The organism is Duganella sp. BJB1802 (assembly GCF_013369445.1).
GTDB classification, from domain to species: Bacteria; Pseudomonadota; Gammaproteobacteria; order Burkholderiales; family Burkholderiaceae_D; genus Rugamonas; species Rugamonas vulcania_A.
In genome coordinates this window covers 202858-229786 of the sequence record NZ_JABWEF010000006.1, presented here as the reverse complement: position 1 = coordinate 229786, position 26929 = coordinate 202858, and the positions used below count along the sequence as shown (strand labels likewise).

General features: G+C 64.4%; 23 protein-coding genes. 13 read left to right on the top strand and 10 right to left on the bottom strand.

Annotation, left to right across the window (positions count from 1 at the left end):
• Window positions 1-5: 5 nt before the first annotated feature.
• The 4 genes from HUX88_RS12180 to HUX88_RS12165 form a co-directional block, all read right to left on the bottom strand.
• A complete protein-coding gene (locus tag HUX88_RS12180) occupies window positions 6-1262 on the bottom strand; it encodes an IscS subfamily cysteine desulfurase (protein WP_117013418.1) in 1257 nt (418 codons plus the stop codon).
• Between the two features lie 26 nt (window positions 1263-1288).
• A complete protein-coding gene (gene iscR, locus HUX88_RS12175) occupies window positions 1289-1765 on the bottom strand; it encodes a Fe-S cluster assembly transcriptional regulator IscR (protein ID WP_008450513.1) in 477 nt (158 codons plus the stop codon).
• A gap of 223 nt (window positions 1766-1988) precedes the next feature.
• The gene (locus tag HUX88_RS12170) at window positions 1989-3110 is read right to left on the bottom strand and encodes a PEP-CTERM sorting domain-containing protein (protein WP_117013417.1); all 1122 of its coding nucleotides are present in this window, start codon (window positions 3108-3110) and stop codon (window positions 1989-1991) included.
• Between the two features lie 309 nt (window positions 3111-3419).
• The gene (locus HUX88_RS12165; protein WP_117013416.1) at window positions 3420-4202 is read right to left on the bottom strand and encodes a uracil-DNA glycosylase; all 783 of its coding nucleotides are present in this window, start codon (window positions 4200-4202) and stop codon (window positions 3420-3422) included.
• A 96-nt stretch (window positions 4203-4298) separates the two neighbouring features.
• Between HUX88_RS12165 and HUX88_RS12160 the strand changes: the two genes are divergently transcribed.
• The 7 genes from HUX88_RS12160 (at window position 4299) to HUX88_RS12130 (ending at window position 14320) form a co-directional block, all read left to right on the top strand.
• Complete coding sequence (locus HUX88_RS12160; RefSeq protein ID WP_217916306.1) at window positions 4299-5987, top strand: PQQ-binding-like beta-propeller repeat protein; 1689 nt, start codon at window positions 4299-4301, stop codon at window positions 5985-5987.
• A 106-nt stretch (window positions 5988-6093) separates the two neighbouring features.
• Window positions 6094-7314, top strand: a complete 1221-nt coding sequence (locus HUX88_RS12155) for an efflux RND transporter periplasmic adaptor subunit (protein ID WP_176361938.1) — start codon at window positions 6094-6096, stop codon at window positions 7312-7314.
• 1 nt (window position 7315) lies between these two features.
• Window positions 7316-8017: an ABC transporter ATP-binding protein gene (locus tag HUX88_RS12150; protein WP_117013413.1), complete on the top strand. Its 702-nt coding sequence runs from the start codon at window positions 7316-7318 to the stop codon at window positions 8015-8017.
• A gap of 10 nt (window positions 8018-8027) precedes the next feature.
• Window positions 8028-9185, top strand: a complete 1158-nt coding sequence (locus HUX88_RS12145) for an ABC transporter permease (protein WP_117013412.1) — start codon at window positions 8028-8030, stop codon at window positions 9183-9185.
• Window positions 9182-10348 carry an ABC transporter permease gene (locus HUX88_RS12140; RefSeq protein WP_176361937.1) on the top strand — a complete coding sequence of 389 codons (1167 nt, stop codon included), beginning with the start codon at window positions 9182-9184 and terminating at the stop codon, window positions 10346-10348. The genes HUX88_RS12145 and HUX88_RS12140 overlap by 4 nt, the downstream gene beginning before the upstream one ends.
• A 99-nt stretch (window positions 10349-10447) precedes the next feature.
• Window positions 10448-12169, top strand: a complete 1722-nt coding sequence (locus HUX88_RS12135) for a sensor domain-containing diguanylate cyclase (RefSeq protein ID WP_176361936.1) — start codon at window positions 10448-10450, stop codon at window positions 12167-12169.
• Window positions 12170-12289: 120 nt separating this feature from the next.
• Window positions 12290-14320, top strand: a complete 2031-nt coding sequence (locus HUX88_RS12130; RefSeq protein ID WP_229219305.1) for a TonB-dependent siderophore receptor — start codon at window positions 12290-12292, stop codon at window positions 14318-14320.
• A gap of 23 nt (window positions 14321-14343) precedes the next feature.
• Here the strand turns inward: HUX88_RS12130 and maiA are convergent, their stop codons facing one another.
• The 4 genes from maiA to HUX88_RS12110 are packed head-to-tail and all read right to left on the bottom strand — an operon-like array spanning window position 14344 to window position 17905.
• The gene (maiA, locus tag HUX88_RS12125; protein ID WP_176361934.1) at window positions 14344-14988 is read right to left on the bottom strand and encodes a maleylacetoacetate isomerase; all 645 of its coding nucleotides are present in this window, start codon (window positions 14986-14988) and stop codon (window positions 14344-14346) included.
• Window positions 14985-16322, bottom strand: a complete 1338-nt coding sequence (locus HUX88_RS12120; protein WP_176361933.1) for an MFS transporter — start codon at window positions 16320-16322, stop codon at window positions 14985-14987. Before HUX88_RS12120 ends, maiA begins: the two co-directional genes overlap by 4 nt.
• 27 nt (window positions 16323-16349) lie before the next feature.
• Window positions 16350-17372, bottom strand: coding sequence for a fumarylacetoacetate hydrolase family protein (locus tag HUX88_RS12115; RefSeq protein WP_161094956.1), 1023 nt, complete (start codon window positions 17370-17372; stop codon window positions 16350-16352).
• Window positions 17369-17905: a VOC family protein gene (locus HUX88_RS12110; protein WP_117013406.1), complete on the bottom strand. Its 537-nt coding sequence runs from the start codon at window positions 17903-17905 to the stop codon at window positions 17369-17371. Before HUX88_RS12110 ends, HUX88_RS12115 begins: the two co-directional genes overlap by 4 nt.
• An 89-nt stretch (window positions 17906-17994) precedes the next feature.
• On the opposite strand from HUX88_RS12110, the gene HUX88_RS12105 reads away from it, so the two are divergent.
• From HUX88_RS12105 to HUX88_RS12095, 3 genes are read left to right on the top strand one after another with little or no spacing between them, the layout of a single operon-like run.
• Complete coding sequence (locus HUX88_RS12105) at window positions 17995-18909, top strand: LysR family transcriptional regulator (protein WP_176361932.1); 915 nt, start codon at window positions 17995-17997, stop codon at window positions 18907-18909.
• Between the two features lie 7 nt (window positions 18910-18916).
• Window positions 18917-19492: a gamma-glutamylcyclotransferase gene (locus HUX88_RS12100; protein ID WP_117013404.1), complete on the top strand. Its 576-nt coding sequence runs from the start codon at window positions 18917-18919 to the stop codon at window positions 19490-19492.
• Window positions 19493-19518: 26 nt separating this feature from the next.
• Entirely contained in the window at window positions 19519-21741 is a 2223-nt protein-coding gene (locus HUX88_RS12095; protein WP_117013403.1) for an alpha-galactosidase, read from the top strand.
• Between the two features lies 1 nt (window position 21742).
• On the opposite strand, the gene HUX88_RS12090 is transcribed toward HUX88_RS12095, so the two are convergent.
• Entirely contained in the window at window positions 21743-22369 is a 627-nt protein-coding gene (locus HUX88_RS12090; protein WP_176361931.1) for a TetR family transcriptional regulator, read from the bottom strand.
• 77 nt (window positions 22370-22446) lie between these two features.
• Between HUX88_RS12090 and HUX88_RS12085 the strand changes: the two genes are divergently transcribed.
• The gene (locus HUX88_RS12085; protein ID WP_117013401.1) at window positions 22447-23112 is read left to right on the top strand and encodes an O-methyltransferase; all 666 of its coding nucleotides are present in this window, start codon (window positions 22447-22449) and stop codon (window positions 23110-23112) included.
• 2 nt (window positions 23113-23114) lie between these two features.
• Here HUX88_RS12085 and HUX88_RS12080 read toward each other — a convergent pair whose 3' ends face one another.
• A complete protein-coding gene (locus HUX88_RS12080; RefSeq protein WP_176361930.1) occupies window positions 23115-24272 on the bottom strand; it encodes a PA0069 family radical SAM protein in 1158 nt (385 codons plus the stop codon).
• 231 nt (window positions 24273-24503) lie between these two features.
• On the opposite strand from HUX88_RS12080, the gene HUX88_RS12075 reads away from it, so the two are divergent.
• Entirely contained in the window at window positions 24504-25079 is a 576-nt protein-coding gene (locus HUX88_RS12075; RefSeq protein WP_176361929.1) for a DUF2760 domain-containing protein, read from the top strand.
• The gene (locus tag HUX88_RS12070; protein ID WP_117013398.1) at window positions 25076-26929 is read left to right on the top strand and encodes an Hsp70 family protein; all 1854 of its coding nucleotides are present in this window, start codon (window positions 25076-25078) and stop codon (window positions 26927-26929) included. The genes HUX88_RS12075 and HUX88_RS12070 overlap by 4 nt, the downstream gene beginning before the upstream one ends.

Genomic DNA, 26929 nt, shown 5'->3' with positions numbered 1-26929 from the left:
AATAATTAGTGGGCTGCCCATTGGATCGAGCTGATGTCGATGCCTTCTTTGAACATGTCCCACAGTGGCGACAGCTCACGCAGTTTGTGTACCTTGGACTTCATCAGGTTGATGGCGAAGTCGATGTCCTCTTCGGTGGTGAAGCGGCCGATGGTGAAACGGATCGAGCTGTGCGCCAGCTCGTCGCTGCGGCCCAGGGCGCGCAGCACGTACGATGGCTCCAGCGAGGCCGAGGTGCAGGCGGAACCGGACGACACGGCCAGGTCCTTCACAGCCATGATCAGCGACTCGCCTTCGACGTAGTTGAAGCTGACGTTCAGGTTGTGCGGCACGCGGTGCTCCATGTCGCCGTTGATGTAGGTTTCTTCGATCTCCTGCAGGCCCTTGGCCAGGCGGTCGCGCAGGCCCTTGATGCGGGCGATCTCGCTGTCCATCTCCACTTTCGCCAGGCGGAAGGCTTCGCCCATGCCGACGATCTGGTGGGTAGGCAGGGTGCCGGAGCGCAGGCCGCGCTCGTGGCCGCCGCCGTGCATCTGCGCTTCGATACGCACGCGCGGCTTGCGGCAGACGTACAGCGCGCCGATGCCTTTAGGGCCGTAGGTCTTGTGGGCGGTGAAGGTCATCAGGTCGCACTTGGTTTTTTGCAGGTCGATCACCACCTTGCCGGTCGCTTGCGCGGCGTCGCAGTGGAAGATGATGCCTTTCGAGCGGCACAGCGCGCCGATCTCGTCGATCGGCTGGATCACGCCGATCTCGTTGTTGACCAACATGACGGAGACCAGGATGGTGTCCGGGCGGATGGCGGCGGTCAGCTGCTCGATGGTGATCAGGCCGTTGTCCTGCGGTTCCAGGTAGGTCGCCTCGAAGCCCTGGCGTTCCAGTTCGCGCACCGTGTCCAGCACAGCCTTGTGCTCGGTCTTGACGGTGATGATGTGCTTGCCCTTGGTCTTGTAGAACTGCGCCGCGCCCTTGATGGCCAGGTTGTTCGACTCGGTGGCGCCGGAGGTCCAGATGATTTCACGCGGGTCGGCATTGACCAGCGCCGCGACGTGGCCGCGCGCCTCCTCCACCGCTTTCTCCGCGGTCCAGCCGTACATGTGGCTGCGCGAGGCGGGATTGCCGAACTGCTCGCGCAGGTAGGGAATCATCATGTCGGCGACGCGTGGATCGATCGGCGTGGTGGCCGAGTAGTCCATGTAGATCGGGAAATGCGGGGCGGTCTGGAACTTCACTGGCGCGATGTTTTTTTCAGGGGCGTTCATCTAGGTTACTCCGTTAACTAGTTCTCTTAACCAAGCGCGGCGTGGTTACGGTGCATCACGACCACGTTTTGTTCAGCATTCTTTTGCTTCTGTTGATCGACCAGATCCTGCAGCGACACGGAATCCAGGTAATCGACCATTTTTTCGTTCAGCGTGGCCCACAGTTCGTGGGTCATGCAGCGTGCGCCGCTGGCGGCGTCCGCGCCGTGGCAATTTTCCTTGCCGCCGCATTGGGTCGCATCGAGCGGCTCATCGACGGCGATGATGATGTCGGCCACGGTGACCTTGTCGGCGCGGCGCGCCAGACTGTAGCCCCCGCCCGGGCCACGGATCGATTCGACGATCTCGTGGCGGCGCAGCTTGCCGAACAACTGCTCCAGGTAGGACAGCGAGATGGCCTGGCGCTGGCTGATGCCCGAGAGCGTGACCGGGCCTTTGCCTTGGCGCAAAGCCAGATCGATCATCGCAGTCACAGCAAAACGGCCTTTGGTGGTCAGACGCATCACTACCTCGGTTCAACTAGGTTAAAATATCGACCTCATCACTCATCACGGTGTTGCAAAAGAGCTGATTAGTTGATCGATTTAGTCAAGTATACCAAACTTTAACAAAGTTTGCCGACAGCGCTGAATTGCCAGCGAACGCCAAACGCCGGTGCCCAAATGACAAACGCCCCGGTAACCATACCGGGGCGTTCAGAGTTGATGCCTGCGCGGCAGGCGATTGTCAGGCGATGCGGCGGCGACGCGCGATTCCTCCCACGAACGCCAAGCCGGCCAGCAGCATGGCGTAAGCTTCCGGCTCGGGCACAGCGCTCACGGTCAACAGGTAGGACATGTTCTCCAAGTTCCGGTTCTTGACGTTGGCGAGTTCCGCGACAATATCACCGCGATCATTAATGCCATTCGCCAAAGTGATGCGCCAGCCACTGTCATAGAGGCCGCGGTCAAGATACTGGTTGAGATTGATGCCGGTCGTCCCCATCCACAGCACGCCATATGTGTCGAGGCCCGTGCTCGCGCTACCGACAATCCAGCCAGAATTATTGATGCCGAAGGCGGAGCTATGGATGGTGCCGTCTTCGGGGCCCGTCAACACAGTTACCTTGCCGTCCGCAGACCACAGTTCAGCATGCCTCACTTCATCGAAGTCAAATCCGTACCCTACTACTTGTCCCGCGTTGTTAATGGACTGGGCATAGGTGGCAACGTCGTTTCTGGCGAAATCCAGCGTGGATATTTTGTCGCCATTCCACTTGGTGGCGCGGGCCTGGAAATAAGCGCCAGAGGAAATGAAGCCTACAATCGCACCATGGTCATTGACGGCCGTCGCGCTCGAATACTCAGAGTCTGATGTGACAGCCAACGCCGTTCCCACGCCGTTTTCCCATTTATGTGCCTGGTTACCGGCGTATCCGACAATGACGTCGTGATTATTAATTGCATTGGCGCCAGCTGAATTACCCTGCAGCACCGTCATGTCATTGCCATTCCAGACTACCGCCGTTTGGGTTTCCGGGTGAAGATCCGAACCGATGGTCCCGACGACATTGCCCGCGTTGTTAACCCCGTTGGCGCGGGCGAAGCCGTTCAGTTGCGGCGTCAGATCGGTGAACTTGGCGGTGCCGCCATCCCACATGCCGGCATGCCGGACAGGCGCGCCACCAGTCTGATACGGTGCCTGCGCAAACCCGGCGATCTGCAGATTGTCATTGATGCTGACCGCAGAGTTCCGGCCAGACAAGCTGCCTATTTCGAGCAACTTTCCCGTGTAGTTGACCGCATAACTGGCCTGCGCCGCCGCGAACAGCGTCAACGTCACGGCCAAACGAAGTGAAGTTTTTTTCATCAATGCTCCTCGAAGTGGTAAAACAGCAATAATTATGTTAATTGCAATTAATGGTACCACAGAATCATTGTCACATTTAGTTTATTTTTAGGCATCAAAACTTGCGTGATGACAGCCAGCTAAATAGCTATCGGCAATTTATTGAGTTGATAGGCAATCGGCCCTGCACGACTAACTTGCGACGCAGCAAGCGGCATGGCGGCAAACGAATTGGTTTGGTTCATCCGTGCTCCGCCGCAGAGTGGCAAAAAGAACAATCACCATCTTGATTGCTATTCCACTTTAGGGCGTTTCCATATTGAAATCATCTTACAGCTCAGAACGAAGCAGTTGCATCGGACCGAATAAGGCGTGCATGTCCTTATTGGCGATGAAGCTCAGGTTATAAGGATGCTCGGCAGCAATTTTCGGGAACTGTTTTATTATCGGTAATTTATTGAGTTGCTCGGCAATTTTCCCCCACAGCACCAGGGTCGGTGGAGGGTCGGGCTCCGCTCCCAAGCCCGCCATGACGGTCTCGAAAAACGGTTGCCAAGCCTTGGCGTCCTTTGCCGGGGCCACATGACCGCGAAAAACAAGCGAGGCATTCAGCAGCAGGAACCCATGAGCGGTCAGCTTGTCCTGCAGGACGGCCAGCGTTTGTATCATCGCGCCGTCGCCGCTGCGCGCACGGGTGGCAACGGCGGCCATCGCTTCGCCAGCAGTATTCGACAGCGACAGTTGACCATCGGCCACCAACAGCATCTTCATAAAGTTGCGCAGCGAAGTGGCCTTGTTCACCTGCTTCGACAAGCCACCGCCGACTTCTTCCGACCAAAGACTGCCAACAGCCCCATCCATGAAGCAGACGCCGGTGGCGCTCTCGGCGCGCGGATACGGGCCTTCGCCGACCAGCACGTAGCGCACCTGCGGCAGCGGCAGCGCGAAGGCGGCGAATAGACGTTGTTCGGTGGGCAGGTACTGGTCCTGCGCCAGTTGCGGCAGGTAATCGGGCGTGGCCGCCATCATGGCTTCCAGGCCTTCGATCAGCAATGGCCGCCAGGAAGCATCCGCACGCGCGAGCGCATCAAGGATCAGGGTGGGGATCGTCATGGGAGAAAAACGTTTGGGGAAAGGCGTGATTGTATCGCTGATGCACATCGCCTGAATCAGTTCGACTGCAACGTTTGGAGAGTTTTCCCTGCGGCAATGGATGATAGTATTCAACATTTAGAAAACTACAATCTTTTACCAACCGAAATGCATCTGACCGCTTACTTCAAACCGCGTTATCTCGCCGTCGCCATCGGCAGCCTTTTCCTCGTTGCCTGCGGTGGGGGCGGAGGATCCAGCACTCCGGCAAACACCGCTCCGGTGACACCGAGCACGCCCGAAGTACCGTCGACTCCCGCCGCACCGCCGCCATACACGATAACTCCGGGCAAGCTCACCGCTAAATTTGTTGCGGGCTACCCGATCACAATCACGGCCAAGGCAAGCCAGACCACGACCTTCGTGGGCATCGCCTACATCAAGATGAACGCCGACAGCAACGTGATCGAGTCGGTTCAGACCAAAATAGATACGGACGGCAGCGTCGCCGTCACTGTCGCGACTTCGGCATCGGCAACTGCTGGCCACTATGCGGGCAATATCACCGTTGACGTCTGCAAGGACACGAACTGCACGGCGCAACTCGAGGGGGCGCCATTTAAGGTCCCGTATGTGATCGATGTGATTTCGCCGGCTGGCGGCGCCACGACATCAAATCTCACCACCCTTGTTCCGCTGTCGGGGGCTGGCGACTGGAGCGGCTACCAGGCCAACCCTGCACACACGGGCCTGGTTCCGGTGACGCTCAGCGCTTCGGCATTCAACGTGCGCTGGAAATACGAGACCCCCGCCGTGAATGGCAGGCAGATGTCAATTTCGGACGTCGTCACCGGCAATGGACAGTTGTATTTTTCGACCGGCCCCTATTACGACAGCAACGCACATGGGCACCTGTTGTTCGCACTGAAAGAACAGGACGCCACGCAAGCATGGGTACATGACTTCGCAGATCTGAGCTATGCGACCACCAATCCTCCTGGTTACGCCAACGGCAAAGTGTACCTGTCCGCCGGCTCGCAGCAATCCACGGCGATGTTTGGCTTCGACGCCATGAGCGGCACCCAACTGTTCAAAACGCCAACGTCGTCGCAGTGGGAGCACTATCTGGCGCCGGTCGTGCTCGGCGGCAGCGTGTATTCCGAGGGCGGCACTTACGGCGGCATGTTTGCGTTCGACGCCAACGCAGGCAGCCAGCAATGGTTCGCCCGGCTTGCGCAGATCGATGGTTGGACGCCCGCGGTCGATGCCAACAACACCTACGTCTATCTGAGAACTCAGCTGTACGTGCATAACCGCCTGACCGGCGCCGCGGTCGGCCAGACCACGGACACCGGCACCGACTGGTCAGATTATGGTGCGACGCCGATGCTCGGCGCTGCAAACCATGTGATTGTCGCCAGCACCAGCGCGTTGACTGATTTCGATGCCTCGGCACTCGTCGCGCGGTGGAAAGTCGACGGTAAATATCTGCGCGGTTCCGCCTACGATAACAAGGTCGTCTTTGCGTTACGGGACAAGTCGCTGGCGCTCGAGGCACGCAATGAGGCCGACGGCAGCCTGGCGTGGAGCTGGACACCTCCGGCCACGGTGAAGCAATGGCTCGGTAATATTGTGTTGACGAATAATCTGGTGTTTGTCAGTACCGACACCGCGACCTACGCAATCGACCGCAACACCCATATGTCAGTGTGGACTTATCCGGCAGGCGGCAAGCTGTTGTTGTCCTCGAACGGTGTTTTGTACATCAACAGCCCGACCAGCATCTTGGCAATCAACGTGAGATAAGCGGCGGCGCCTGCCGCTCGATAGAACTTGCGGCAAACGGGTTTTTCCAGCACTATTTGCTGACTTAATTGTCAACATTCATGCAGCGTGAACTTGTGAGGAACTTGTGGCGACTCCCGACATCTCCCGTTTGAAAATAGAGCGCGGTGCTCCCGCGCAGGTTCAAGGGCAACGGTCCAAGCGCCGCCGCTGGATCAAGATCGCGCTGGTGGTGATCGTGGCCGGCATTGGCGGCAAGGTCGCCATGGGCCAGTTCAGCGGCAAAAGCAGCGTGGAAACCGTCACCGTGGCGCAGACCTGGCCTTCGCAGAGCTACACCCTGCTCAACGCCACCGGCTACGTGGTGGCGCAGCGCAAGGCGGCGCTGTCGTCCAAGGCCACCGGCCGGCTGGAGTGGCTGGGCGTGCTCGAAGGCAGCAAGGTCAAGAAGGACGAGATCATCGCGCGGCTGGAGAACCGCGACGTCAGCGCCACGCTGGGCCAGGCGCAGGCCAACGTCAAGGTGGCGCAGGCCAACCTGGAGCAGGGCCAGGCCGAGCTGCTCGACGCGCAGGCCAACTTCAAGCGCACCGCCGAGCTGCTGAACCAGAAATTCATCACCGCCTCCGCCTACGACACCGCGCAGGCGCGGCTGACCAAGGCCAAGGCCAACATCGCCGGCTTCAACGCCGCCATCGCCGCCGCCAGGGCCAACGCGCAGGTGGCGCAGGTGGCGCTGGACCAGACGGTGATACGCGCGCCGTTCGACGGCGTGATCCTGACCAAGAGCGCCAACGTCGGCGACAACATCACGCCCTTCTCCTCCGCCGCCGACAGCAAGGGCGCGGTGGTCACCATCGCCGACATGGACACGCTGGAGGTGGAGGCCGACGTCTCCGAATCGAACCTCAGCAAGATCCGCGTCGACCAGCCGACCGAGATCCTGCTCGACGCCTTCCCCGAGCTGCACCTGGCCGGCAACGTCTCGCGCATGGTGCCGACCATGGACCGCAGCAAGGCCACCTTGCTGGTCAAGGTGCGCTTCCTCGACCACGATCCGCGCGTGCTGCCGGACATGAGCGCCAAGGTGGCCTTCCTGTCGAAACCCGTGCCGCCGGAGGACAGGCAGGCCGTGACCGCCGTGCAGCCGGCCGCCATCGCCACGCGCGACGGCAAGCCGGTGGTGTTCGTGCTCGATGGCGAGAAGGTGAGGCAGGTGCCGGTGACGCAGGGCCGCAAGATCGGCGACCTGACCGAGGTCAAAGGCGTCAAGCCCGGCGACAAGGTGGTGCTGGCGCCGGACGCCAAGCTGCACGACGGCGCCTCCGTCAGCCTGGCGAAAAAATAAGATGAGCGAACCACTGGTACTGATCGAACACCTGGTCAAGTCCTACCGCCGCGGCGACCAGGTGGTGGAGGTGCTGCGCGATATCAGCCTGGCGATACCGGCCGGCGATTTCACGGCGCTGATGGGCCCTTCCGGCTCCGGCAAGAGCACCCTGCTCAACCTCATCGCCGGCATCGACAAGCCCGATAGCGGCGTGCTGCGCATCGCGGGCCTGGACATCGCCGGCATGAGCGAGAGCGACCTGGCGCACTGGCGCTCGACCAACGTCGGCTTCATCTTCCAGTTCTACAACCTGATGCCGGTGCTGTCGGCGTTCGAGAACGTGGAACTGCCGCTGCTGCTCACGCCCCTGTCGCGGCGCGAACGGCGCGAGCGCGTGGAGCTGACGCTGGAGATGGTCAACCTGGCCGACCGCATGGACCACACGCCGAACGAGCTGTCCGGAGGCCAGCAGCAGCGCGTGGCCATCGCCCGCGCCATCGTCACCGACCCGACGCTGATCGTGGCCGACGAGCCGACCGGCGACTTGGACCGCAACTCGGCGGCCGAGATCCTGGCGCTGCTCCAGCAGCTCAACCAGCAGCTGGGCAAGACCATCATCATGGTGACGCACGACGCCAACGCGGCCGCGCAGGCGCGCAACATGGTCCATCTCGACAAGGGCGAACTGCTCGCCGGCGAACCGGCCTTACCAACCGTATAGGCCTGGCACCATGTACACGCTGCGGCTGATCTTCAAGAACGCCATGCGCCACAAGCTGCGCACCTCGCTGACCATCCTCGGCCTGGTGGTGGCGATCTTTTCCTTCGGCCTGCTACAGACGGTGGTCGACGCGTGGTACGCCGGCGCCGAGGGCGCGTCCAACACCACGCTGGTCACGCGCAACAAGACCTCGCTGGTGTTCCCGCTGCCGCTGTCCTACCAGGCGCGCATCCGCGCGGTGCCGGGCGTGTCCGGGGTCGGCTTCGCCAACTGGTTCCAGGGCACGTACAAGGATCCCAAGAACTTCTTCGCGCAGTTCGCCATCTCCGGCGAGAGCTACCTGGACATCTATCCCGACTACCTGCTGCCGCCCGAGCAGCGCGCCGACTTCCTCAAGGACCGCAAGGGCTGCATCGTCGGCCGCAAGCTGGCCGACCAATACGGCTTCAAGGTCGGCGACATCATTCCGCTCAAGGGCACCATCTATCCCGGCAACTGGGAGCTGGTGGTGCGCGGCATCTACGACGGCCGGCAAAGCACCACCAACACCGCCACCCTGTTCTTCCACTGGGACTACGTCAACGAGACGATGAAGAAGGTGGCGCCGCGCCGCGCCAACCAGATCGGCGTGTTCGTGGTGCAGATCGACCAGCCGGAGAACGCCGCCGGCATCTCCGCCGCCGTCGACAAGGAGTTCGCCAACTCGCTGGCCGAGACGCTGACCGAGACCGAGAAGGCGTTCCAACTGGGCTTCGTGTCGATGTCGGAGGCGATCGTGGTGGCGATCCGCGTGGTGTCCTTCGTGGTGATCGTCATCATCGGCGCGGTGATGGCCAACACCATGGCCATGAGCGCGCGCGAGCGCCTGGGCGAGTACGCGACGCTGAAGGCGCTCGGCTTCGGCCCCGGCTTCCTGGCGCTGATGATCTTCGGCGAATCGCTGCTGCTGGCGGCGTTCGGCGCGGCCATCGGCATCGTCATCCTGTTCCCGTTCGCCACTGTCCTCGGCAAGGTGATGGGCACCATGTTCCCGGTGTTCGAGGTGTCGCGGCTGACGGTGCTGCAGCAGGTGCTGGCGGCGCTGGTCATCGGCACGGTGGCCGCCATCGCGCCGACCATCCGCGCGGTGCGCATCAACATCGTCGACGGCTTGAGGAGCATCGGTTGAAGATCCCCCTCTCCTACGTGGCCCGCAACCTGTGGGCGCGCCGCCTGACCACCACGCTGACCGGCGCCGGCCTGGCGCTGGTGGTGTTTGTGTTCGCCACGGTGCTGATGCTCGACGAGGGCCTGCGCAACACCATGGTCACCACCGGCGAATACGACAACGTGATCCTGATCCGCCGCTCGGCCGACACCGAGGTGCAGAGCGGCGTGGACCGCACCCAGGCCAGCATCGCCTCCAGCCACCCTTCCATCGCGCGCGGCGCCGACGGCCAGCCCTTGCTGTCGAAGGAAACGGTGGTGCTCATCTCGCTCAACAAGCGCGGCTCGGCCAAGCCGTCCAACGTGATCATCCGCGGCATCTCGCCGCGCGGCCTGATGCTGCGGCCGCAGGTGAAGCTGACGGCGGGCCGCATGTTCCGTCCCGGCGCTTCCGAGATCATCGCCGGCGCCAGCATCGCGCGCCGCTTCGAGGGCGCCGGCATCGGCGAGACGCTGCGCTTCGGCCAGCGCGAGTGGACCGTGGTCGGCCTGTTCGACGCCGGCAACAGCGGCTTCGATTCCGAGATCTGGGGCGACGCCGACCAGCTGATGCCGGCCTTCCGCCGCAACGCCTATTCGGCCATGGTGCTGCGGCTGGCCGACACCTCGCTGTTCGACGGCTTCAAGAAGGACATCGAATCCGACCAGCGCCTGACGCTGGACGCCAAGCGCGAACAGACCTTCTACTCCGACCAGTCGAAGGCGCTGTCGACCTTCATCAGCGTGCTGGGGCTGATCCTGTCGATCATCTTCTCGATCGGCGCGATGATAGGCGCGACCATCACCATGTACGCCTCGGTCGCCAACCGCGTCGGCGAGATCGGCACCTTGCGCGCGCTGGGCTTCCAGCGCCGCAGCATCCTGGCCGCCTTCCTGGCCGAGTCGATGCTGCTGGCGGTGCTGGGCGGCGCGCTGGGCCTGACCTGCGCCTCGCTGATGCAGTTCCTGTCCTTCTCGACCACCAATTTCCAATCCTTCTCCGAGCTGGCCTTCGGCTTCCGCCTGACGCCCGCCATCGTGGTCAAAACGCTCATGTTTTCGCTGGCGATGGGCATGGTCGGCGGCTTCCTGCCGGCGCTGCGCGCGGCCCGCATGAAAATCGTCGACGCCTTGCGCGCCGCGTGACCGCATGACCCGCACAATCGTGCGGGAAAGCGTGCTAGACTTTCCTTAATGCAAACCTCGCCGTACGCGCCAGTTTTGCACCAGGACTCAACGCCGACCATGCCGCACAGGGATCATCCATTTGCCGCGCAGGGAATCGGGTCGCGCCAACTCTGGCGCCGGCTGCTGCTGGGCTGCGCGCTGCTGGCGTGGGCGCTGGCGGCGATGGCGGCGCCGACGTGGGCCGCCGGCGAGCGCAAGGTGCTGGTGCTGTATTCGCTGGGTTCCGATTCCGCGTCGGCCTGGCAGTCGCTGATCCACAAGGGCCTGTCGGCCGAACTGGCCGACAACCGCCAGACCTCCGCGCTGGGCATCTTCGAAGAACGCTTCGACGCCGTGCGCGTCGGCGACGAGCAGGCGCAGGCCGGCATGGAGCAGTACCTGCGCACCAAGTACGCGCACATCCAGTTCGACGCCATCATCACCGAGAACTATGTGGCGGCGCGCTTCCTCAGCGACCGCCCCGACCTGTTCCGCGGCGTGCCGCGCCACTACATGAACCACGGACGCCTGAACTGGTCGCCGCACGACGGCATCGCCTACCAGGTGCAGGCCAGCTTCGAGCGCGCCATCGGCGTGATCCCGCAGGTGGCGCCGGAGGTGCGGCATGTGGTGGTGATCGGCGACAGCACCGACCGCATGCAGGAATCGGTGAACGGCGTGCGCGATGCGGCCGGCATCTATGCGCGGCAATTGCGCTTCGAATACTGGGACCATCTCACCTATGCGGAGATCTTCCGCCGCGCCGCGCTGCTGCGGCCCGGTAGCGCCATCTTCCTGCTGCCCAGCTATCACGACAGCGCCGGCGAGCGCCGCCGGCCGGTGGACATCGCGCGCCGGTTGGCGGCCACCACGCAGGTGCCGATCTTCACCAACTGGGAGGCCATCGTGGTGCCCGGCGTGGTGGGCGGCTACGTGGTCAGCGCCGAACGCATAGGCCGCGCCATCGGCGCCATCCTGTTGCAGCGTAAGCCCGATATCGCCGGCATTCCCGGCTATCTGTTCGACCATGGCGCGACGCAGCGCTTCCACTTGCAGAATATTCCGCCGACGGCGCAATGGGTCAACCGCCCGCGCAGCGTGTTCGAGGAATACCTTTGGCAGATACTGGCCGGCCTCACGCTGATCGTGCTGGAGGGCGTATTGATCTCGGCGCTGGTCTTCGCGCTGCGCGGCCGGCGCCAGACGCTGCTCGCGCTGCACAATGAGCGCAACCAGCTGGAGGCGCGGGTGACGCGGCGCACGCTGGAGCTGATGGCGGCCAACACCAAGCTCGAACAACTGGCCACCACCGATCCGCTGACCGGCATCGGCAACCGCCGCCGCATGACGGAGCAGATCAACAAGGAGCTGGAACGCAGCCGGCGCTTCAAGCATTCGCTGTCGCTGCTGATGGTCGACATCGACCACTTCAAGGACGTCAACGATGTCTACGGCCACGAGGCGGGCGACCGCGCCATCGTGGCGGTGGCGCGGGCGCTGGAGGGGGGCATGCGCAATATCGACATGGCGTCGCGCTTCGGCGGCGAGGAGTTCGTGCTGCTGATGCCGGAAACCGGGATCGATGTCGCCAGCGGCGCCGCCGAACGGCTGCGGGCCGATGTCGCCATGCTGCGCATCGAGGGCGACAACGGCGAACGGATCGCGCTCACCGTCAGCATCGGCGTGGCCTCGTCGACGCCGGAGGGGCCGCCGGACAGCGCCTCGTCGCTGATCTCGCGGGCCGACAAGGCGCTCTACCAGGCCAAGCACGAAGGGCGCGACCGCGTGGTCAGCGCCTGATACGGCGGCTTTCCCTATGCTCAAACACGAATCATTATCATTTGCATTGACATTTACCTTTACACAAGATAATGTTTCGCGTTCCTTCCCGGCTACCGCAATCAAACAATGAAAACAGTTTTGAAACCACTTCCCCTGCTGCTGGCAGGCTTCGTTTTTTCCGCGCAGGCGGACGACATCCAGACCATGCAGCAGGTGACCGTGACCGGCACCAGCGACGGCCTGGCCGCCGGCGCCAGCGGCACCAAGGCCCAGGGCAGCCTGCTCGACGCGCCGCAATCGGTCAGCGTCGTCACCCAGGAAAACCTGCGCAACCGCGCCGCGTTGACCAGCAAGGATGCGCTGGACTACGTCAGCAGCGTGGTGGCCGGCCAGGGCGAAGGTCGCCGCGACGAGTTCTATATCCGTGGCTTCTACTCGCTGCGCGACACCAGCCTCGATGGCGTGCGCGATGACACGCTGTATTCGCGCGACCTGGCGACGGTCGAGAAGATCGAAGTGATCAAGGGCGCGGCGGCGGCGCTGTATGGACGCGGCTCGGCCGGTGGCCTGATCAACCGGGTCAGCAAACAGCCGCGCGCCAAGCAGGAGACCGAAGTCTCCGCCACGCTGGGATCGGACAACGAACGGCGCATGAGCATCGACGCCGGCGGTGCGCTGAGCGGCACCGTCAACGGCCGCCTGATCGCCGTGTACGACACCGGCGACAGCTATCGCGACGTGGTCGAACACACGCGCAAGCTGCTGGCGCCCTCGGTGAAGTTTGCGCTGTCGCCTGCCACCTCGCTGCTGCTGCAGGCCGAGGTGCAGCGCGAGGACCGCACGCCGGATCGCGGCGTGCCGTCGCTTGCTGGCCGGCCGGTGGCGGTGTCGCCGTCGACCTTCTACGGCGAGAGCTACGACTACACCAGCACCGACAGCGACATGGCGAAGGTCAAACTGGAGCACCGCTTCAACGACCGCCTGAAACTGGAGAACACCTTCCAGTACAGCCGCACCGAACTCGAAGGCGTGAACACCCGCAACCGCCGCGTCAACGCGGACAACACCGTGTCGCGCCAGATCACCTACTTCCCGCAGACGCAGCGCAACCTGATCAACCAGACCGAGTTGGCGTACACGCTGGACCGGCACGCGCTGCTGGCTGGTGTGGAGCTGTCGGACCAGAAGCGCGACGTGGTCACCGCGCAAACCGGCATCGGCTTGCCGGTGAACCTGTACGCGCCGCAGCATGTGCTGCCGGCGCCCAACCTTGGCGCCCTGCCGGTGGCGCTGAACAACGGCTTCACGGCCAAGACGCAGGCGCTGTACCTGCAGGACCAGATCACCATCGCGCCGCAGTGGAAGGCGCTGGCGGGCGTGCGCTTCGACCGCTTCCAGCAGGAGCAGACCAACCGCCTGACCAAGGTGTTCAGCGAACGAACCGACAACGTGGTCTCGCCGCGCGCGGGCGTGGTGTACCAGCCGCTCGATGGACAATCGTGGTATCTGAACCTGAGCCGCTCGTCGCAGCCCGGCGGCGGCGACCTGCTTTACAGCGGCAGCACGCCGCTGTCGCAGGTCAAGCCGCTGCAGACCGATTTGCAGGAAGTGGGCTACAAGCAGGAGTGGCTGGGTGGACGCATCTCCACCACCGCAGCGCTGTTCCGCATCGAACAACGCAACCAGTTGACGCTGGACCCGACCGATCCGGCCGGCCTGCGCCAACTGCAGGTCGGCAAGCAGCGCAACCAGGGCGTGGAGCTGGAGCTGCAAGGCGCGCTGTGGCAAGGCGGCCGCCTGAACGCGTCCTACACCTACAACAACGCGCGCATCGTGGCGTCCAACGATATCCCGAGCGGCAACCGGGCGGAGATGACGCCGCGCCAGCGCGCATCGCTGTGGGTGGACCAGGAACTGGGCGGTGCGTGGAGCGCGGGCCTGGGCGCGATTCTCAGCGGCGACCAGTTTGCGCTGTCCGACAATACGGTGCGCCTGCCCGGCTACGTCCGCGTGGATGCGGCGCTCAGCTATCGCGCCAGGCAGTATGAGGTGCGGTTCAAGTTGAACAACGTCGGCAATGCGCGCTTCTATGAGTCGGCCATCAACAACGTGCAGATCCAGCCGGGCGCGCCGCGCAACGCGAGCGTGACGCTGACCACCCGCTTCTGATCCTTCCGTGATCCCGCCGGCGCCTATTCGGCGTCCGGCTGCTGCGACGGGTGCGCCTGCTGGAAGGCGGGCAGCTCGCCGCAGGCGGCGTGGATACGCATGACGGTCGGATAGGGCGTCATGTCCACGCCGAAGCGCTGGGCGCTGAACACCTGCGGCACCAGGCAGCAATCGGCCAGCGTCGGCGTGTCGCCGTGGCAGTAGCGGCCGGTGCGCGGGTCGTCGGCCAGCATGCGCTCCAACGTCGCCAGGCCTAGCTGCAGCCAGTGCTGCTGCCATTCGAGCTTGACCTCTTCGCTCACCTTCAACTGCCCCTTCAGGTACTTCAGCACACGCAGGTTGCCCAGCGGGTGCGTGTCGGCGGCCACCGTCAGCGCCAGCGCGCGCACGCGGGCACGGTCCGCCGCGCCGGTAGGCAGCAGCGGCGCTTGCGGGCGCGTCTCCTCCAGATACTCGATGATGGCCAGCGACTGGCCGATCACGCTGCCGTCGTCGTCCAGCGTCGGCAGCAGCGCCGATGGATTGAGCGCGCGGTAGCTGTCGGTGAGCTGTTCGCCGCCGTCGCGCAGCAGGTGCACCGGCACGGCATCGTAGGCCAGTCCTTTGAGGTTCAGCGCAATCCGTACGCGGTAGGCGGCGGAACTGCGGAAGTAGGTGTAAAGCTTCATGCGAAATCTCGTTCTAAAATTGCGGCCGGCTGCGGTGGCGCCATCAACCACAACATGACGGCCGACAGCAGCGCCGGCACGGCGGCGATCACGAAGATCGTGCTGTTCGGCCAATTCATGCGTATCAGCTCACCGCCCAGCACCGGCCCGATGATGGAGCCGACCCGGCCCACGCCGAGGCTCCAGCCGATGCCGGTGGACCGCAGCGTGGTGGGATAGTAGTTGGCCGCCAGCGCGTTGACGGCGGGCTGGCCGCCAACGATGCAGAAGCCCGCCACCAGGATCGCCAGGCACAGGAAGGCCAGCGACGCTTCCGGACGGCCGATCAGCACAATCGCCACGCCAGCCACCAGGAAGCCCGGTATCAGCACGCTGCGGAAACTAGAGCGGTCGATCATCCGGCCCATCATCAGCGTGCCGATGGTGCCGCCGACGGGCAGGATGGTGCCGGCCAATACCGCCATGCTGGTCGACAGGCCGGCGCCCTTGAGGATGGTCGGCAGCCAGTTCGATAAAAAGTACAGGTTGAGCAGGTTGAGGAAATTGACCAGCCAAAGCAGCACGGTGGTGCGCGCGCGGCCTTCGCGGAACAGCTCCGCCACCGAGCCGCGCTTGCCGGACTTCTCGTGCACCAGGTAGCGGCTGTCCGCATGCACGGGGGCCGACGGATCGATGCGGCGCAGCCATTGCGCCACGCGCTCGACGCGCTTGCCGCTCAGGACCACATACTGCATCGATTCCGGCAGCAGGAAGATCATCAGCAGTCCGATCGCCAGCGGCATGGCGCCGCCGACGTAGAACACCGACTGCCAGCCGTACGACGGAATCAGCGCGGCGGAAGCCAGGCCGCCGACCACGGCGCCCACGGTGAAGCCGCAGGAGACCAGCATCATCAAGGTGACGCGGCTGCGCACCGGGCTGTATTCGCCGGCCAGCGCCATCACGTTGGGCATGATGGCGCCCAGGCCGATGCCGGTGATAAAGCGCAGCCATTGCAGCTGTTCGAGCGTGGTGCACGATGGCGTGAGCAGCATGCAGACCGAGAAGAACATGGTGGCGCCGATCAGCACCGGACGGCGGCCGATTTTGTCGGCCATCACGCTGAACACCAGCGAGCCGGCCAACATGCCAAACAGGCCGGCGCCGAACACCGGCCCGAGACTGGCTTTGCTGACATGCCATTCCTGGATGATGGCCGGCGCCACATAGCCCATCGCCTGCACGTCGAAGCCGTCCATCAGGATGCACAGGCCGCACAGCACATAAACGCCGATCTGGAAGGCGCCGATCCTGCTCTTGTCGATGAGCGCGGGGATGTCCACTAGTTGTTCCATCTTTGTCTCCTCTGCCTCACCGGCGCTTTAGCTGCGCTCTTTGTAGTGCGTGACGGTTTGCTCGATGGCGCCGAAGATGCTGGCGCCCTGCTCGTCCTTCATCTCGATCCGCACGCTGTCGCCGAACTTGAGGAAGCCGGTCTGCGGCTTGCCGCTTTCGATGGTCTCGTACATACGCACCTCGGCCAGGCAGCAGTAGCCCACGCCGCCGTTGGCGATGCTCGATCCATGCAGGCTACCCTGCTTGTTCGACACGGTGCCGGAGCCGATGATGGTGCCGGCCGCCAGTTCACGCGTGGCGGCGGCGTGCGCCACCAGTTGCGCGAAGTTGAAGGTCATGTCCTCGCCGGCGTTCGGCTTGCCGAAGGGTTGCTTGTTCAGATCCACCAGCAGCGGCAGGTGCAGCTTGGTGTCGGCCCAGTGCGCGCCCAGTTCGTCCGGCGTGACGGCCACCGGCGAGAAGGCGCTGGCGGCTTTCGACTGGAAGAAGCCGAAGCCCTTGGCCAGCTCGTTCGGGATCAGGTTGCGCAGCGAGACGTCGTTGACCAGCATGACCAGGCGGATCGCCTTGGCGCAGTCGGCGGCGCTGGCACCCATGCGCACGTCGCCGGTGATGACGGCCACTTCGGCCTCCAGATCGATGCCCCACTCTTCGGACAGCGCGAAGATCGGATCGCGCGGGCCGATGAAGCTGTCGGAGCCGCCCTGGTACATCAGCGGATCGGTGTAGAAGGAGGCCGGCACTTCGGCGTTGCGCGCCTTGCGCACCAGCTCAACGTGGTTGATGTAGGCCGAGCCGTCCGCCCATTGGTAGGCGCGCGGCAGCGGCGAGTGGCAGTACTGCTGGTCGAACGGGTGGGTGTCGACCGCGTCGCCGGTGTTGAGCGATGCGTAGACCTGCTCCAGCGCCGGCGAGACCAGCTCCCAGTTGTCCAGCGCGTGCTGCAGCGTGGCGGAGATTTTCGGTACGTGCTGGTAGCGCGACAGGTCGCGGCTGACCACCACCAGGCGGCCATCGCGGCTGCCGTCTTTCAGTGTCGCGAGCTTCATGCCTTCACCTCCGGCGCGTGCATCCAGGCGGCGTGCTTGGGCGCCTTGCGGGTCTGCGACCACTCTTCCAGCATCTCCCATTTGACGGCGTCGAGGCGCTGGTACATCTCCGGCGTGCCGGTATTGACGGCCAGTTCGAGGCGGTGCCCGTTCGGGTCGAAAAAGTAGATCGACTTGAAGATGGTGTGGTTGATCGGGCCGATCACGCTGATGCCGGCGGCCTCCAGGCGCTCTTTCGCGGCCAGCAGTTCCTCCATGCTCTCGACTTCCATCGCCAGGTGCTGCACCCAGGCCGGGGTGTTGTGGTCGCGGTCCATCGGGGCCTGGGTCGGCAGCTCGAAGAAGGCCAGCACGTTGCCATGGCCGGCGTCCAGGAACACGTGCATGTACGGGTCCGGCGCTTTGGTGGACGGCACTTCGTCTTCGGCGATGGCCAGCACGAAGTCCATGTTCAGGTGTTTGACGTACCACTCGACGGTCTGCTTGGCGTCGATGCAGCGGTAGGCCACGTGGTGTATTTGCTTGATTTTCATGTTTGTCTCCAACAAGGGCATGGCACATTAGATGCGAATTTCAGATATCATACAAATTGTATTTTTCAGCTCACTTATCAGGTTTTCCGATGAATCCTAGCTTGCGCCAGATGCGCGCCCTGGTGGCGCTCGCCAAGACCGGCAGCTTTACGCTGGCCGCCGAACACCTCAATGTGACGCAATCCGCGCTCAGCGGGCAGATCAAGGAACTGGAGCAGATGCTGGGCGTGCGCGTGGTCGAGCGTACCACCCGGAAGGCGCAGCTGTCGGAGATCGGCCGCGAGCTCACGCCGCTGTTCGAGAAGATGCTGCAGGACCTGGACCGGGCCATGGCCGACATCGCCAACCGCAAGGCGCTCAAGCAGGGATCGGTGCGGGTGGCGGCGCCGCAGATGCTGTCCTGCACGCTCATCCCGGAGGTGATCGCCGCCTACAAGGAGCGCTATCCGGACGTGCAGGTGTGGCTGGCCGACAGTCCGGTGGAGATGGTGTCGGCGCGCGTGTTCAGCGGCGAGGCCGACTTCGGCATCGGCCCGGACCGCGACACCACGGCAGAGATCGAGGCGCAGCCGCTGTTCGAAATGCCGTTCGTGGTGGTGTATCCCCCCGGCCATCCGCTGGAGCGGCGCACGCGCATCACCTGGGCCGACGTCAACGAGTTCCCGGTGATATCGCTGCAGGGCCAGTTCACCGAGCGGCTGTTGCGCGACATGCACGCGTCGTTCCGCGAGCAGTCGCTGAATCCGTACAACGAGGTGACCTTCATGACCACGGCGCTGGCCATGGTGCACGCGCGGTTGGGCATCACGGTCTGCCTGCCCTACGCGGAAAAGATGGTGCAGCTCTATGGCCTGCAGATGCGGACGCTGGAATCGCCGGCGCTGACGCGGCGCTTCTTCGTGTACACGCGCAGCGCGCGGGCGCTGTCCCCCGCCGCCGAGAGCTTCGTCGCCTTCCTGCAGGAGTTTGCCGCCTCGCATCACTGGAATGTGCCGCAGTTATAATTGATCTATGACAGCAGATACCATCGCCATCAATCGACAGATGGACCAATTCGACGGCCACCACAGCGTCTGGCTGTTCGGCTACGGCTCGCTGATTTACAAGGCCGACTTTCCTTATCTTGAGCGTCGCCCCGCCAGCATCGCCAACTGGACGCGGCGCTTCTGGCAGGGCTCGCACGACCATCGCGGCACGCCGGAGGCGCCGGGGCGCGTGGTGACCATCATCGAAGAGCGCGGCGCGGTGTGCCACGGCATGGCCTACCTGGTCACGCCGGAAGTGTTCACGCACCTGGACCATCGCGAGAAGAACGGCTATCTGCGGTTGGCGATATCGATCACGTTCGAGGACGGCGGCAGCGTCGAGGGCCTGGTCTATATCGCCACGCCGGACAATACGGCCTTCCTTGGCGAAGCTTCAGAGCAGGAGATCGCGCGCCACATCGCCCGCTCCGCCGGGCCCAGCGGGCCGAACAGCGACTATCTCAACCATCTGGCCAACGCGCTGCGCGAGCTGGGCCGGCATGACCAGCACGTGTTCGAAATCGAGCGGCATCTGGCCGCGCTGAAAAAACATCAACCGTAACAATAACGATAGCGAGGCAACACCATATGACCCATGTCGACCAGCGCCGCCGCACCCTCTGCATGCAACTACTCGGCGGCCTCGCCGGCATCGTCATCGACGGTTCCGTCATGGCCCGGCCTTCCGTGGACGAGGCCACCAAGGTCTTCCGGCTCGACGGCGAGGGTGTTACCTACGCGTTCGGCGTCAACAGCGACGGGCAGTTGCAGTCGATGTATTGGGGCAGCGCCTTGTCCAGCGCGGACAGGCTGCCGGCGCCGGTGCCGGTGCCCGAAAACTCCTCCAATGAAATGCCGGTCACGATCACGCCGTTTGAATTCCCCGGCTTTGGCGGTGGCCTGACCGTGGAACCGGCCCTGAAGGTGACGTTCCCGGACGGCGTGCGCGACCTCGTCTTGCGCTACGTGAGCCACCAACTCGACAAGGACCGGATCGTGGTGCGGCTGAAGGACGCCAGCCGCGCCGTACACGTGACTCTCACGTACGCAATGGATGCATCCACAGGCATCCTGGCTCGCTCGGCGGTGGTGGAAAACCGCACGACCGGCTGGATCCAGCTCGACCAGTTGGCGGCTGCGAGCATCAACCTGCCGTTCAGGGACGACTACCGCCTCTCCTATCTCACCGGACGCTGGGGCGGCGAGTTCGCGTTGCAGACGCGACCGATCGAGCCGGGCTCCACCGTGATCGAAAGCCGCAAGGGCGTCACCTCCCACCAGGCCAATCCGTGGATCGCGATCAGCCACGCCGGCACGGAAGAAGAATCCGGCCCTGTGTGGTTCGGTGCGCTGGGATGGAGCGGTGCCTGGCGCATCCACGTCGATATGGATGCGCTGGGCGGCGTGCGCGCGACCGCCGGCTACAACCCTTTCGACTTCGCCTATCGCCTGAAGCCGGGGGAGAGCCTGGCGTCGCCCGTTTTCCACGCAGGGTATTCCGAGGGCGGCTTTGGCGGCGCGTCCCGCATGTTCCACCGCTACCAGCGTGAGCGCATCCTGCCTGGCGCGCCGCAGCCGCGCTTGCGCCCCATTCTCTACAATTCGTGGGAGGCGACCACGTTCGCCGTCGACGAAGCGGGCCAGGTGGCGCTTGCGGAAAAGGCCGCTAGCATCGGCGTCGAACGTTTCGTGGTCGACGATGGCTGGTTCGGCGCGCGCAACAGCGACAAGGCCGGCCTGGGCGACTGGGTCGTCAACCGGCAAAAATTCCCGAACGGACTGGCCCCGCTGATCAAGCGGGTCAATGCGCTCGGCATGGAGTTTGGTTTGTGGGTGGAGCCGGAAATGGTCAACCCGGACAGCGACTTGTATCGTGCCCACCCGGACTGGGTCATCAACTTCAAAGGCCGGCCGCGCAGCGAGGCCCGCAACCAGCTGGTGCTGAACCTGGCGCGCAAGGATGTCTACGAGCACCTGCTGGCGGTGCTCGACAAGCTCCTCGCGGAGCATGACATCGCCTTCCTCAAGTGGGACCACAACCGCGCGTGGTCGGAGCCGGGCTGGCCGGAGGCTGCGCCCGGCGAGCAGCAGAAGCTGTATGTCGCCTACGTGGAGAACCTGTACAAGCTGCTGGCCGAACTGCGCCGGCGCCACCCGAAGCTGGAGATCGAATCGTGCGCCAGCGGCGGCGGCCGCGTGGACCTCGGCATCATGGCGCTGACCGACCAGGTCTGGACATCCGACAATACCGATCCGTTCGACCGGCTGCTGATCCAGGACGGCTTCAGCCACGCCTATGCGCCGGGGATCATGATGGCCTGGGTGACCGACGCGCCGAACTACCTCAACAAGCGCGTCACGTCGCTGGAATACCGTTTCCTGTCGTCGATGCAGGGTGCGCTGGGTATCGGCGCCAACCTGCATCACTGGCGGGAAGAGGATTTCGCGCAAGCGAAGCGCCTGGTCGCGGAATACAAGGCTATCCGGCCGACGGTGCAGCGGGGGAACCTCTACCGTCTGGTGTCGCCGCAGCGCGGAGCGGCGCGCTCGGCCACGCTGTCCGTGGCGCAGGATGGCAAGCAGGCCGTGCTGTTCGCGTTCCTGCACTCCGGCGGCAGGCGCGATCCGCAGCCGCGCATCCAGCTGCGCGGGCTCGATCCGCAGCGGAACTATTCGCTCCGTGCGATTTCCGGCAGCGCGACAGGACAGACTCCGCAAGTTGCCAGCGGCGCTTACTGGATGGGGCGTGGCATCGATGTCCTGCTGGAGGGGGATTTCCAGGCTGCCGGCTTTGTGCTGGACGGCGCTTGAATTAGTTCAGGCTGGCGAGGTAGGCGCACAGCATATCGGCCAGCGCTTCCGAGTAGGCGTGGATCTCTTCATCCGTGCGCGGGGTTTCCGAGAACTGTTTGCCGACTGAACTGAAGGTCGTCATCACGAGGTCGCCGGCCAGTGCGCGCACGCTGTCCGGCGACTTGGGCAGGGCTTCGCGCATGAATTGCTCGATGATGCGGTCGGCCGCCGCGCGCGTCTCATGCGCTTCGGGCGTGTCGCGGTAGAACGGGGCGGCGTCGTTGAGCGCGGTGCGGATCTCGGCCTCCTCGCACTCCGAGCGCAGGAAGGCGTGGACCAGCAGGCGCAGCCGTTCCAGCGGCGGCTTGCGCAGGTCCTGCAGGATGTTGATCAGCATCTCGGTCGTCTGCCGCCACTCGTCCGCCTGCAGCCTGAACAGGATGGACGCCTTGTTCGGAAAGTACTGGTACACCGATCCCACGCTCACGCCGGCACGCTCGGCCACCCGCGTGGTGGTGAAACGGCGCACGCCCTCCTTCGCCAAAACCTGAATAGCCGCTTCGAGGATGGCTGAAACCAGGTCGGCCGAGCGCGCCTGTTTGGGCTTGCGGCGCGAGGAGATAGCGGCTTTTGCCGGGTCTGCCATGGGAAGTCTCGGAACGCGAATATGAAATGTGAAGGATTCTTCATATTATATCCGTACTTCTTTTGAAAGGAATCGCCATGACAACCCTGACCACCAATCCCGTCGCGCCGCTGCTCGACCGCCTGTTTGACGAAGCCTCCAAGGTGCAGATCTCCGCCATCCCGGCTGTCGCTGAATTGTCGAAGGACGAGCGTGATCGCCTGATGCACAGCAAGACGGAATACATCAACCTCTACCATCGGCTGAAGGACGTGCCGCTGCCGGTGTCGCGCCAGACCGGCGAACTGCTGTACATGCTGGCGCGCAGCTGCAATGCCCGCAACGTGGTCGAGTTCGGCACGTCGTTCGGCATCTCGACCTTGTACCTGGCCGCCGCGCTGCGCGACAACGGCGGCGGCCATCTGATCACCAGCGAGTTCGAGCCATCCAAGGTGGAGCGGGCACGCGGCCATCTGGAGGAAGGCGGCCTGCTCGACCTGGTGGATATCCGCGCCGGCGATGCGCTGGAGACGCTGGCCACCAATCTGCCGGACCAGATCGACCTGCTGCTGCTCGATGGCGCCAAGGCGCTCTACCCCGAGATCCTTGGTCTGGTGCGGAGCCGCATGCGGCCGGGCGCGCTCATCATCGCGGACAACGCCGACATGAACCCGGACTATGTGGCCATGGTGCGCTCACCGGCATCCGGCTATATGTCGCTGCCGTTCGGGGAGGATGTCGAGCTCTCCGTCAAACTGAACTGAGGTCAGAACAAATCCATCTGCCCCGCATCGGCGGCCGCCTTGGCGCGCGCGCCCAGCGGCGGCACCACCAGTGGACGCGAGAACTGTGACGCGTCCATGTTGTGGAAGCGGCTGCCGCGCCCGGTCAGGCCGAGGCGCTCGGTGGCGATCTTGAAGCGCTGCCGTATCAGCTCGGCCCACACGCCCTCGCCTTTCATGCGGGCGCCGAAGGTGCTGTCGTAGTCTTTGCCGCCGCGCATTTCACGCACGCGGTTCATCACGCGCTGCGCCCGCTCGGGAAAGTGCGCCTGCAACCACTGGTGGAACAGCGGCGCGACTTCCCATGGCAGGCGCAGCACCGTGTAGTGCGCGCTGACGGCACCGGCCTCCTTGACCGCCTCCAGGATGCGCTCCAGGTCGGGCTCGGTGACGAAGGGGATGATGGGCGCGACGCTGACCGCGACCGGAATGCCGGCGTCGGTCAGCGTGCGTATCGTGCGCAGGCGGCGCGCCGGTGCGGCCGCGCGCGGCTCCAGCGTGCGCGCGATGGCCGAGTCCAGCGTGGTCAGCGTGATGGCGACGCCGGCCTGCTCCTTGGCCGCCATCGCCGACAGGATGTCGATGTCGCGCTCAATCAGCGAGGACTTGGTGATCAAGCCGACCGGGTGCTGGCATTCCTGCAGCACTTCCAGCACGCGGCGGGTGAGCTTGCGCTCGCGCTCGCAGGGCTGGTAGGCGTCCGTGTTGACGCCAAGCGCTATCGAGGACGGCTCGTAGCTCGGCTTGGCCAGTTCGCGCCGCAGCACTTCCGGCGCGTTGACCTTGGCGAAGATCTTGCTCTCGAAATCCATGCCCGGCGACAGGCCGAGATAACTGTGTGTGGGCCGCGCGAAGCAGTAAATGCAGCCGTGCTCGCAACCCCGATAAGGATTGAGCGAGACGCTGAACGGCAAATCCGGCGAGGCGTTGCGGCTGAGGATGGACTTGCAGAGCTCGTCCGTGACCACCGTCTTCCACGGCGCGGCCTCCTCCTCCTCCCGCTCCCAGCCGTCGTCGTAGGCCTCGCGGACGTTGACCTCGAAGCGACCCTGCAGGTTCGACACCGCGCCACGGCCCTTCTGCGCCTTCAGCGAGGGCGGCGGCAGCATCACATGCTCTTGATTGTTTTCATCGTGGGACATCGCGGCACCAAACTACTGTATATATAGACAGTATTCTATGCGCTTGAAATCGCGATATCAAGCGAAATATCAATCGCGCGGGGCTGCTGCCTTGGGGGCAACGTGGTCAAGCTGGTATCATTCAGGACTTCCGGGGGATGGAATTCCCCGCGCCTTGAGCGCCCCCCACCCACACCTCGCCAGGATGCCGCCGATGCGGCGCCCCGGCTCACCCGATACGAGCACACAAACATGAACAATTCGAGTCAACCATTGCCGTCTTTTTTTAGCCGGATATCGATCGCGATCGGCGCCTTCTTCCGCGCCCTGTCCGACGCCGACTACGCAGCGCGCCTGACGCGCATCGACGAGGCGCCGCAGCCGGCCGCCGCGCCGGTGGCCACGCCCGCACCGAAGCCAGCGCCGGCCCCCGCGCCGCTGCGCGTGGCCACGCCGGATGCGGCCTTGCAGCTTCTGAGCCTGTTCCAGCGCGAGGCCCGCCTGATCGACTTCACCCAAGAGAATCTGAGCGCCTATTCCGACGCCGACATCGGCGCCGCCGCGCGCGTGGTGCATGAAGGCTGCAGCAAGGTGCTGCGCGAGCACTTCACCATCGAGGCGGTGCGCAGCGAGGCCGAAGGCAGCCGCATCGTGCTGGAAGAAGGCTTCGACGCCAGCGCCGTGCGCCTGACCGGCAACGTGGTCGGCAGCGCGCCGTTCCGCGGCGCCTTGAGTCATCGCGGCTGGCGCGCTTCCAACGTGCGTCTGCCGAAACTGGCGGAAGCGCACGACGCGTCCATCCTGGCGCCGGCGGAGGTGGAATTATGAGCGATCCACGCTACGCCATCGGCATCGACCTTGGCACCACGCACAGCGCGCTGTCCTATGTGGACCTGGGCGCCAGCGACGGCGAGAAAACCCAGCATGGTGTGCTGGCCATTCCGCAGCTAACCGCGCCGGGCACGGTGGAAGAGCTGCCGCTGCTGCCGTCCTTCCTCTACCTGCCGCACGCGGACGAACTGGCGCCGGGCGAATTGAGCCTGCCATGGCCGCAGTCGCCGGAAGAACAAACCAGCGTGGCCGGCGAGATGGCGCGCAGCCGTGGCGCCACCACGCCTATCCGCCTGGTCTCCAGCGCCAAGAGCTGGTTGAGCCATCCTGGCGTCGACCGCCGCTCCGCGCTGCTGCCGAACGACGCGCCGGAAGAAGTGTCGCGCGTCTCGCCGCTGGAGGCGTCCACGCGCTACCTGACGCACCTGCGCAAGGCATGGGAGCAGGCCTACCCTGACGCGCCGTTCGGCGAGCAGGCGGTGACGGTGACGATTCCCGCGTCGTTCGATCCCGGCGCGCGCGAGCTGACGGCCGATGCGGCGCGCGCCGCCGGCTACACCAATCTGACCTTGCTGGAAGAGCCGCAGGCGGCCCTGTACAGCTGGATCCAGGGCAGCGAAGGCCGCTGGCGCAAGGAAGTCAAGCCGGGCGACATCATCCTGGTGGTGGACGTGGGCGGCGGCACCAGCGACTTTTCGCTGATCGCCGTGCTGGAACGCGACGGCGTGCTGGAACCGCACCGCATCGCGGTGGGCGACCATATCCTGCTAGGCGGCGACAATATGGACCTGGCGCTGGCGCACCTGGTGGCGCGCAAGCTGGCCGCCAACGGCACGCAGCTCGACGCGTGGCAGATGCGCGCGCTGACCTATGGCTGCCGCAGCGCCAAGGAAAAACTGCTGGCCGACGCCAGCGTGGACACCTGGCCTATCGTGGTGCCGAGCCGTGGCTCGAAACTGATCGGCGGTTCGATCCGCACCGAACTGACGCGCGACGAAGTGACCACCTTCATCCTCGACGGCTTCTTCCCGCAGGTGGATGCATCGGCGCGTCCTGCATCGCGCACGCGCGCAGGCCTGACGCAGCTTGGCTTGCCGTATGCGCAGGACGCTGGCATCACGCGCCACCTGGCGGCGTTCCTGGCGCGCCAGCTCGGCGCGACCAGCGAACTGGAAGGCTACGCCGGCAAGCAGAACGCCGACGCGACCTTCCTGCATCCGACGGCGGTGCTGTTCAACGGCGGCGTGTTCAAGTCGGAGCTGCTGGCGCAGCGCATCATGGGCACAATCAACGACTGGCTGTACATGGAAGGCTCCGAGCCTGCGCGCATGCTGGGCGGCGCGGACCTGGACCTGGCGGTGGCGCGTGGTGCGGCCTACTACAGCTACGTGCGGCGCGGCAGCGGCGTGCGTATTCGCGGCGGAACGGCGCGTGCCTACTACGTGGCGATCGAATCGTCGATGCCGGCCATCCCCGGCATGGAGCCGCCTATCCAGGCGCTGTGCGTGGCGCCGTTCGGCATGGAGGAAGGCAGCGAGATCGAGCTGCCGAACCAGGAGTTCGGCCTGGTGGTCGGCGAGCCGGTGCAGTTCCGCTTCTTCGGTTCGTCGGTGCGCCGGCAGGACCAGATCGGCGATCTGCTGGACTTCTGGAGCGCCGATGAACTGATCGAGTTGAACGAGATCCAGGCGACGCTGTCGACCGAAGGCCGCACGGTCAGCGATGTGGTGCAGGTGCGCCTGCATGCGATGGCGACCGAGTCGGGCACGCTGGAACTGCAGGCGGTGGCCAACGACGGCCAGCGCTGGAAGGTGGAGTTCGACGTGCGCGCGGGTGCCCAAGCCTGA

Coding starts and splice junctions, on each gene's coding strand:
- HUX88_RS12105 (WP_176361932.1), top strand. CDS start 17,995: ATGAATCCTAGCTTGCGCCAGATGCGCGCCCTGGTGGCGCTCGCCAAG.
- HUX88_RS12090 (WP_176361931.1), bottom strand. CDS start 22,369: ATGGCAGACCCGGCAAAAGCCGCTATCTCCTCGCGCCGCAAGCCCAAA.
- HUX88_RS12165 (WP_117013416.1), bottom strand. CDS start 4,202: ATGACGATCCCCACCCTGATCCTTGATGCGCTCGCGCGTGCGGATGCT.
- HUX88_RS12135 (WP_176361936.1), top strand. CDS start 10,448: ATGCCGCACAGGGATCATCCATTTGCCGCGCAGGGAATCGGGTCGCGC.
- HUX88_RS12075 (WP_176361929.1), top strand. CDS start 24,504: ATGAACAATTCGAGTCAACCATTGCCGTCTTTTTTTAGCCGGATATCG.
- HUX88_RS12070 (WP_117013398.1), top strand. CDS start 25,076: ATGAGCGATCCACGCTACGCCATCGGCATCGACCTTGGCACCACGCAC.
- HUX88_RS12115 (WP_161094956.1), bottom strand. CDS start 17,372: ATGAAGCTCGCGACACTGAAAGACGGCAGCCGCGATGGCCGCCTGGTG.
- HUX88_RS12150 (WP_117013413.1), top strand. CDS start 7,316: ATGAGCGAACCACTGGTACTGATCGAACACCTGGTCAAGTCCTACCGC.
- HUX88_RS12160 (WP_217916306.1), top strand. CDS start 4,299: ATGGATGATAGTATTCAACATTTAGAAAACTACAATCTTTTACCAACC.
- maiA (WP_176361934.1), bottom strand. CDS start 14,988: ATGAAGCTTTACACCTACTTCCGCAGTTCCGCCGCCTACCGCGTACGG.
- HUX88_RS12180 (WP_117013418.1), bottom strand. CDS start 1,262: ATGAACGCCCCTGAAAAAAACATCGCGCCAGTGAAGTTCCAGACCGCC.
- HUX88_RS12145 (WP_117013412.1), top strand. CDS start 8,028: ATGTACACGCTGCGGCTGATCTTCAAGAACGCCATGCGCCACAAGCTG.
- HUX88_RS12100 (WP_117013404.1), top strand. CDS start 18,917: ATGACAGCAGATACCATCGCCATCAATCGACAGATGGACCAATTCGAC.
- HUX88_RS12110 (WP_117013406.1), bottom strand. CDS start 17,905: ATGAAAATCAAGCAAATACACCACGTGGCCTACCGCTGCATCGACGCC.
- HUX88_RS12120 (WP_176361933.1), bottom strand. CDS start 16,322: ATGGAACAACTAGTGGACATCCCCGCGCTCATCGACAAGAGCAGGATC.
- HUX88_RS12170 (WP_117013417.1), bottom strand. CDS start 3,110: ATGAAAAAAACTTCACTTCGTTTGGCCGTGACGTTGACGCTGTTCGCG.
- HUX88_RS12085 (WP_117013401.1), top strand. CDS start 22,447: ATGACAACCCTGACCACCAATCCCGTCGCGCCGCTGCTCGACCGCCTG.
- HUX88_RS12080 (WP_176361930.1), bottom strand. CDS start 24,272: ATGTCCCACGATGAAAACAATCAAGAGCATGTGATGCTGCCGCCGCCC.
- iscR (WP_008450513.1), bottom strand. CDS start 1,765: ATGCGTCTGACCACCAAAGGCCGTTTTGCTGTGACTGCGATGATCGAT.
- HUX88_RS12095 (WP_117013403.1), top strand. CDS start 19,519: ATGACCCATGTCGACCAGCGCCGCCGCACCCTCTGCATGCAACTACTC.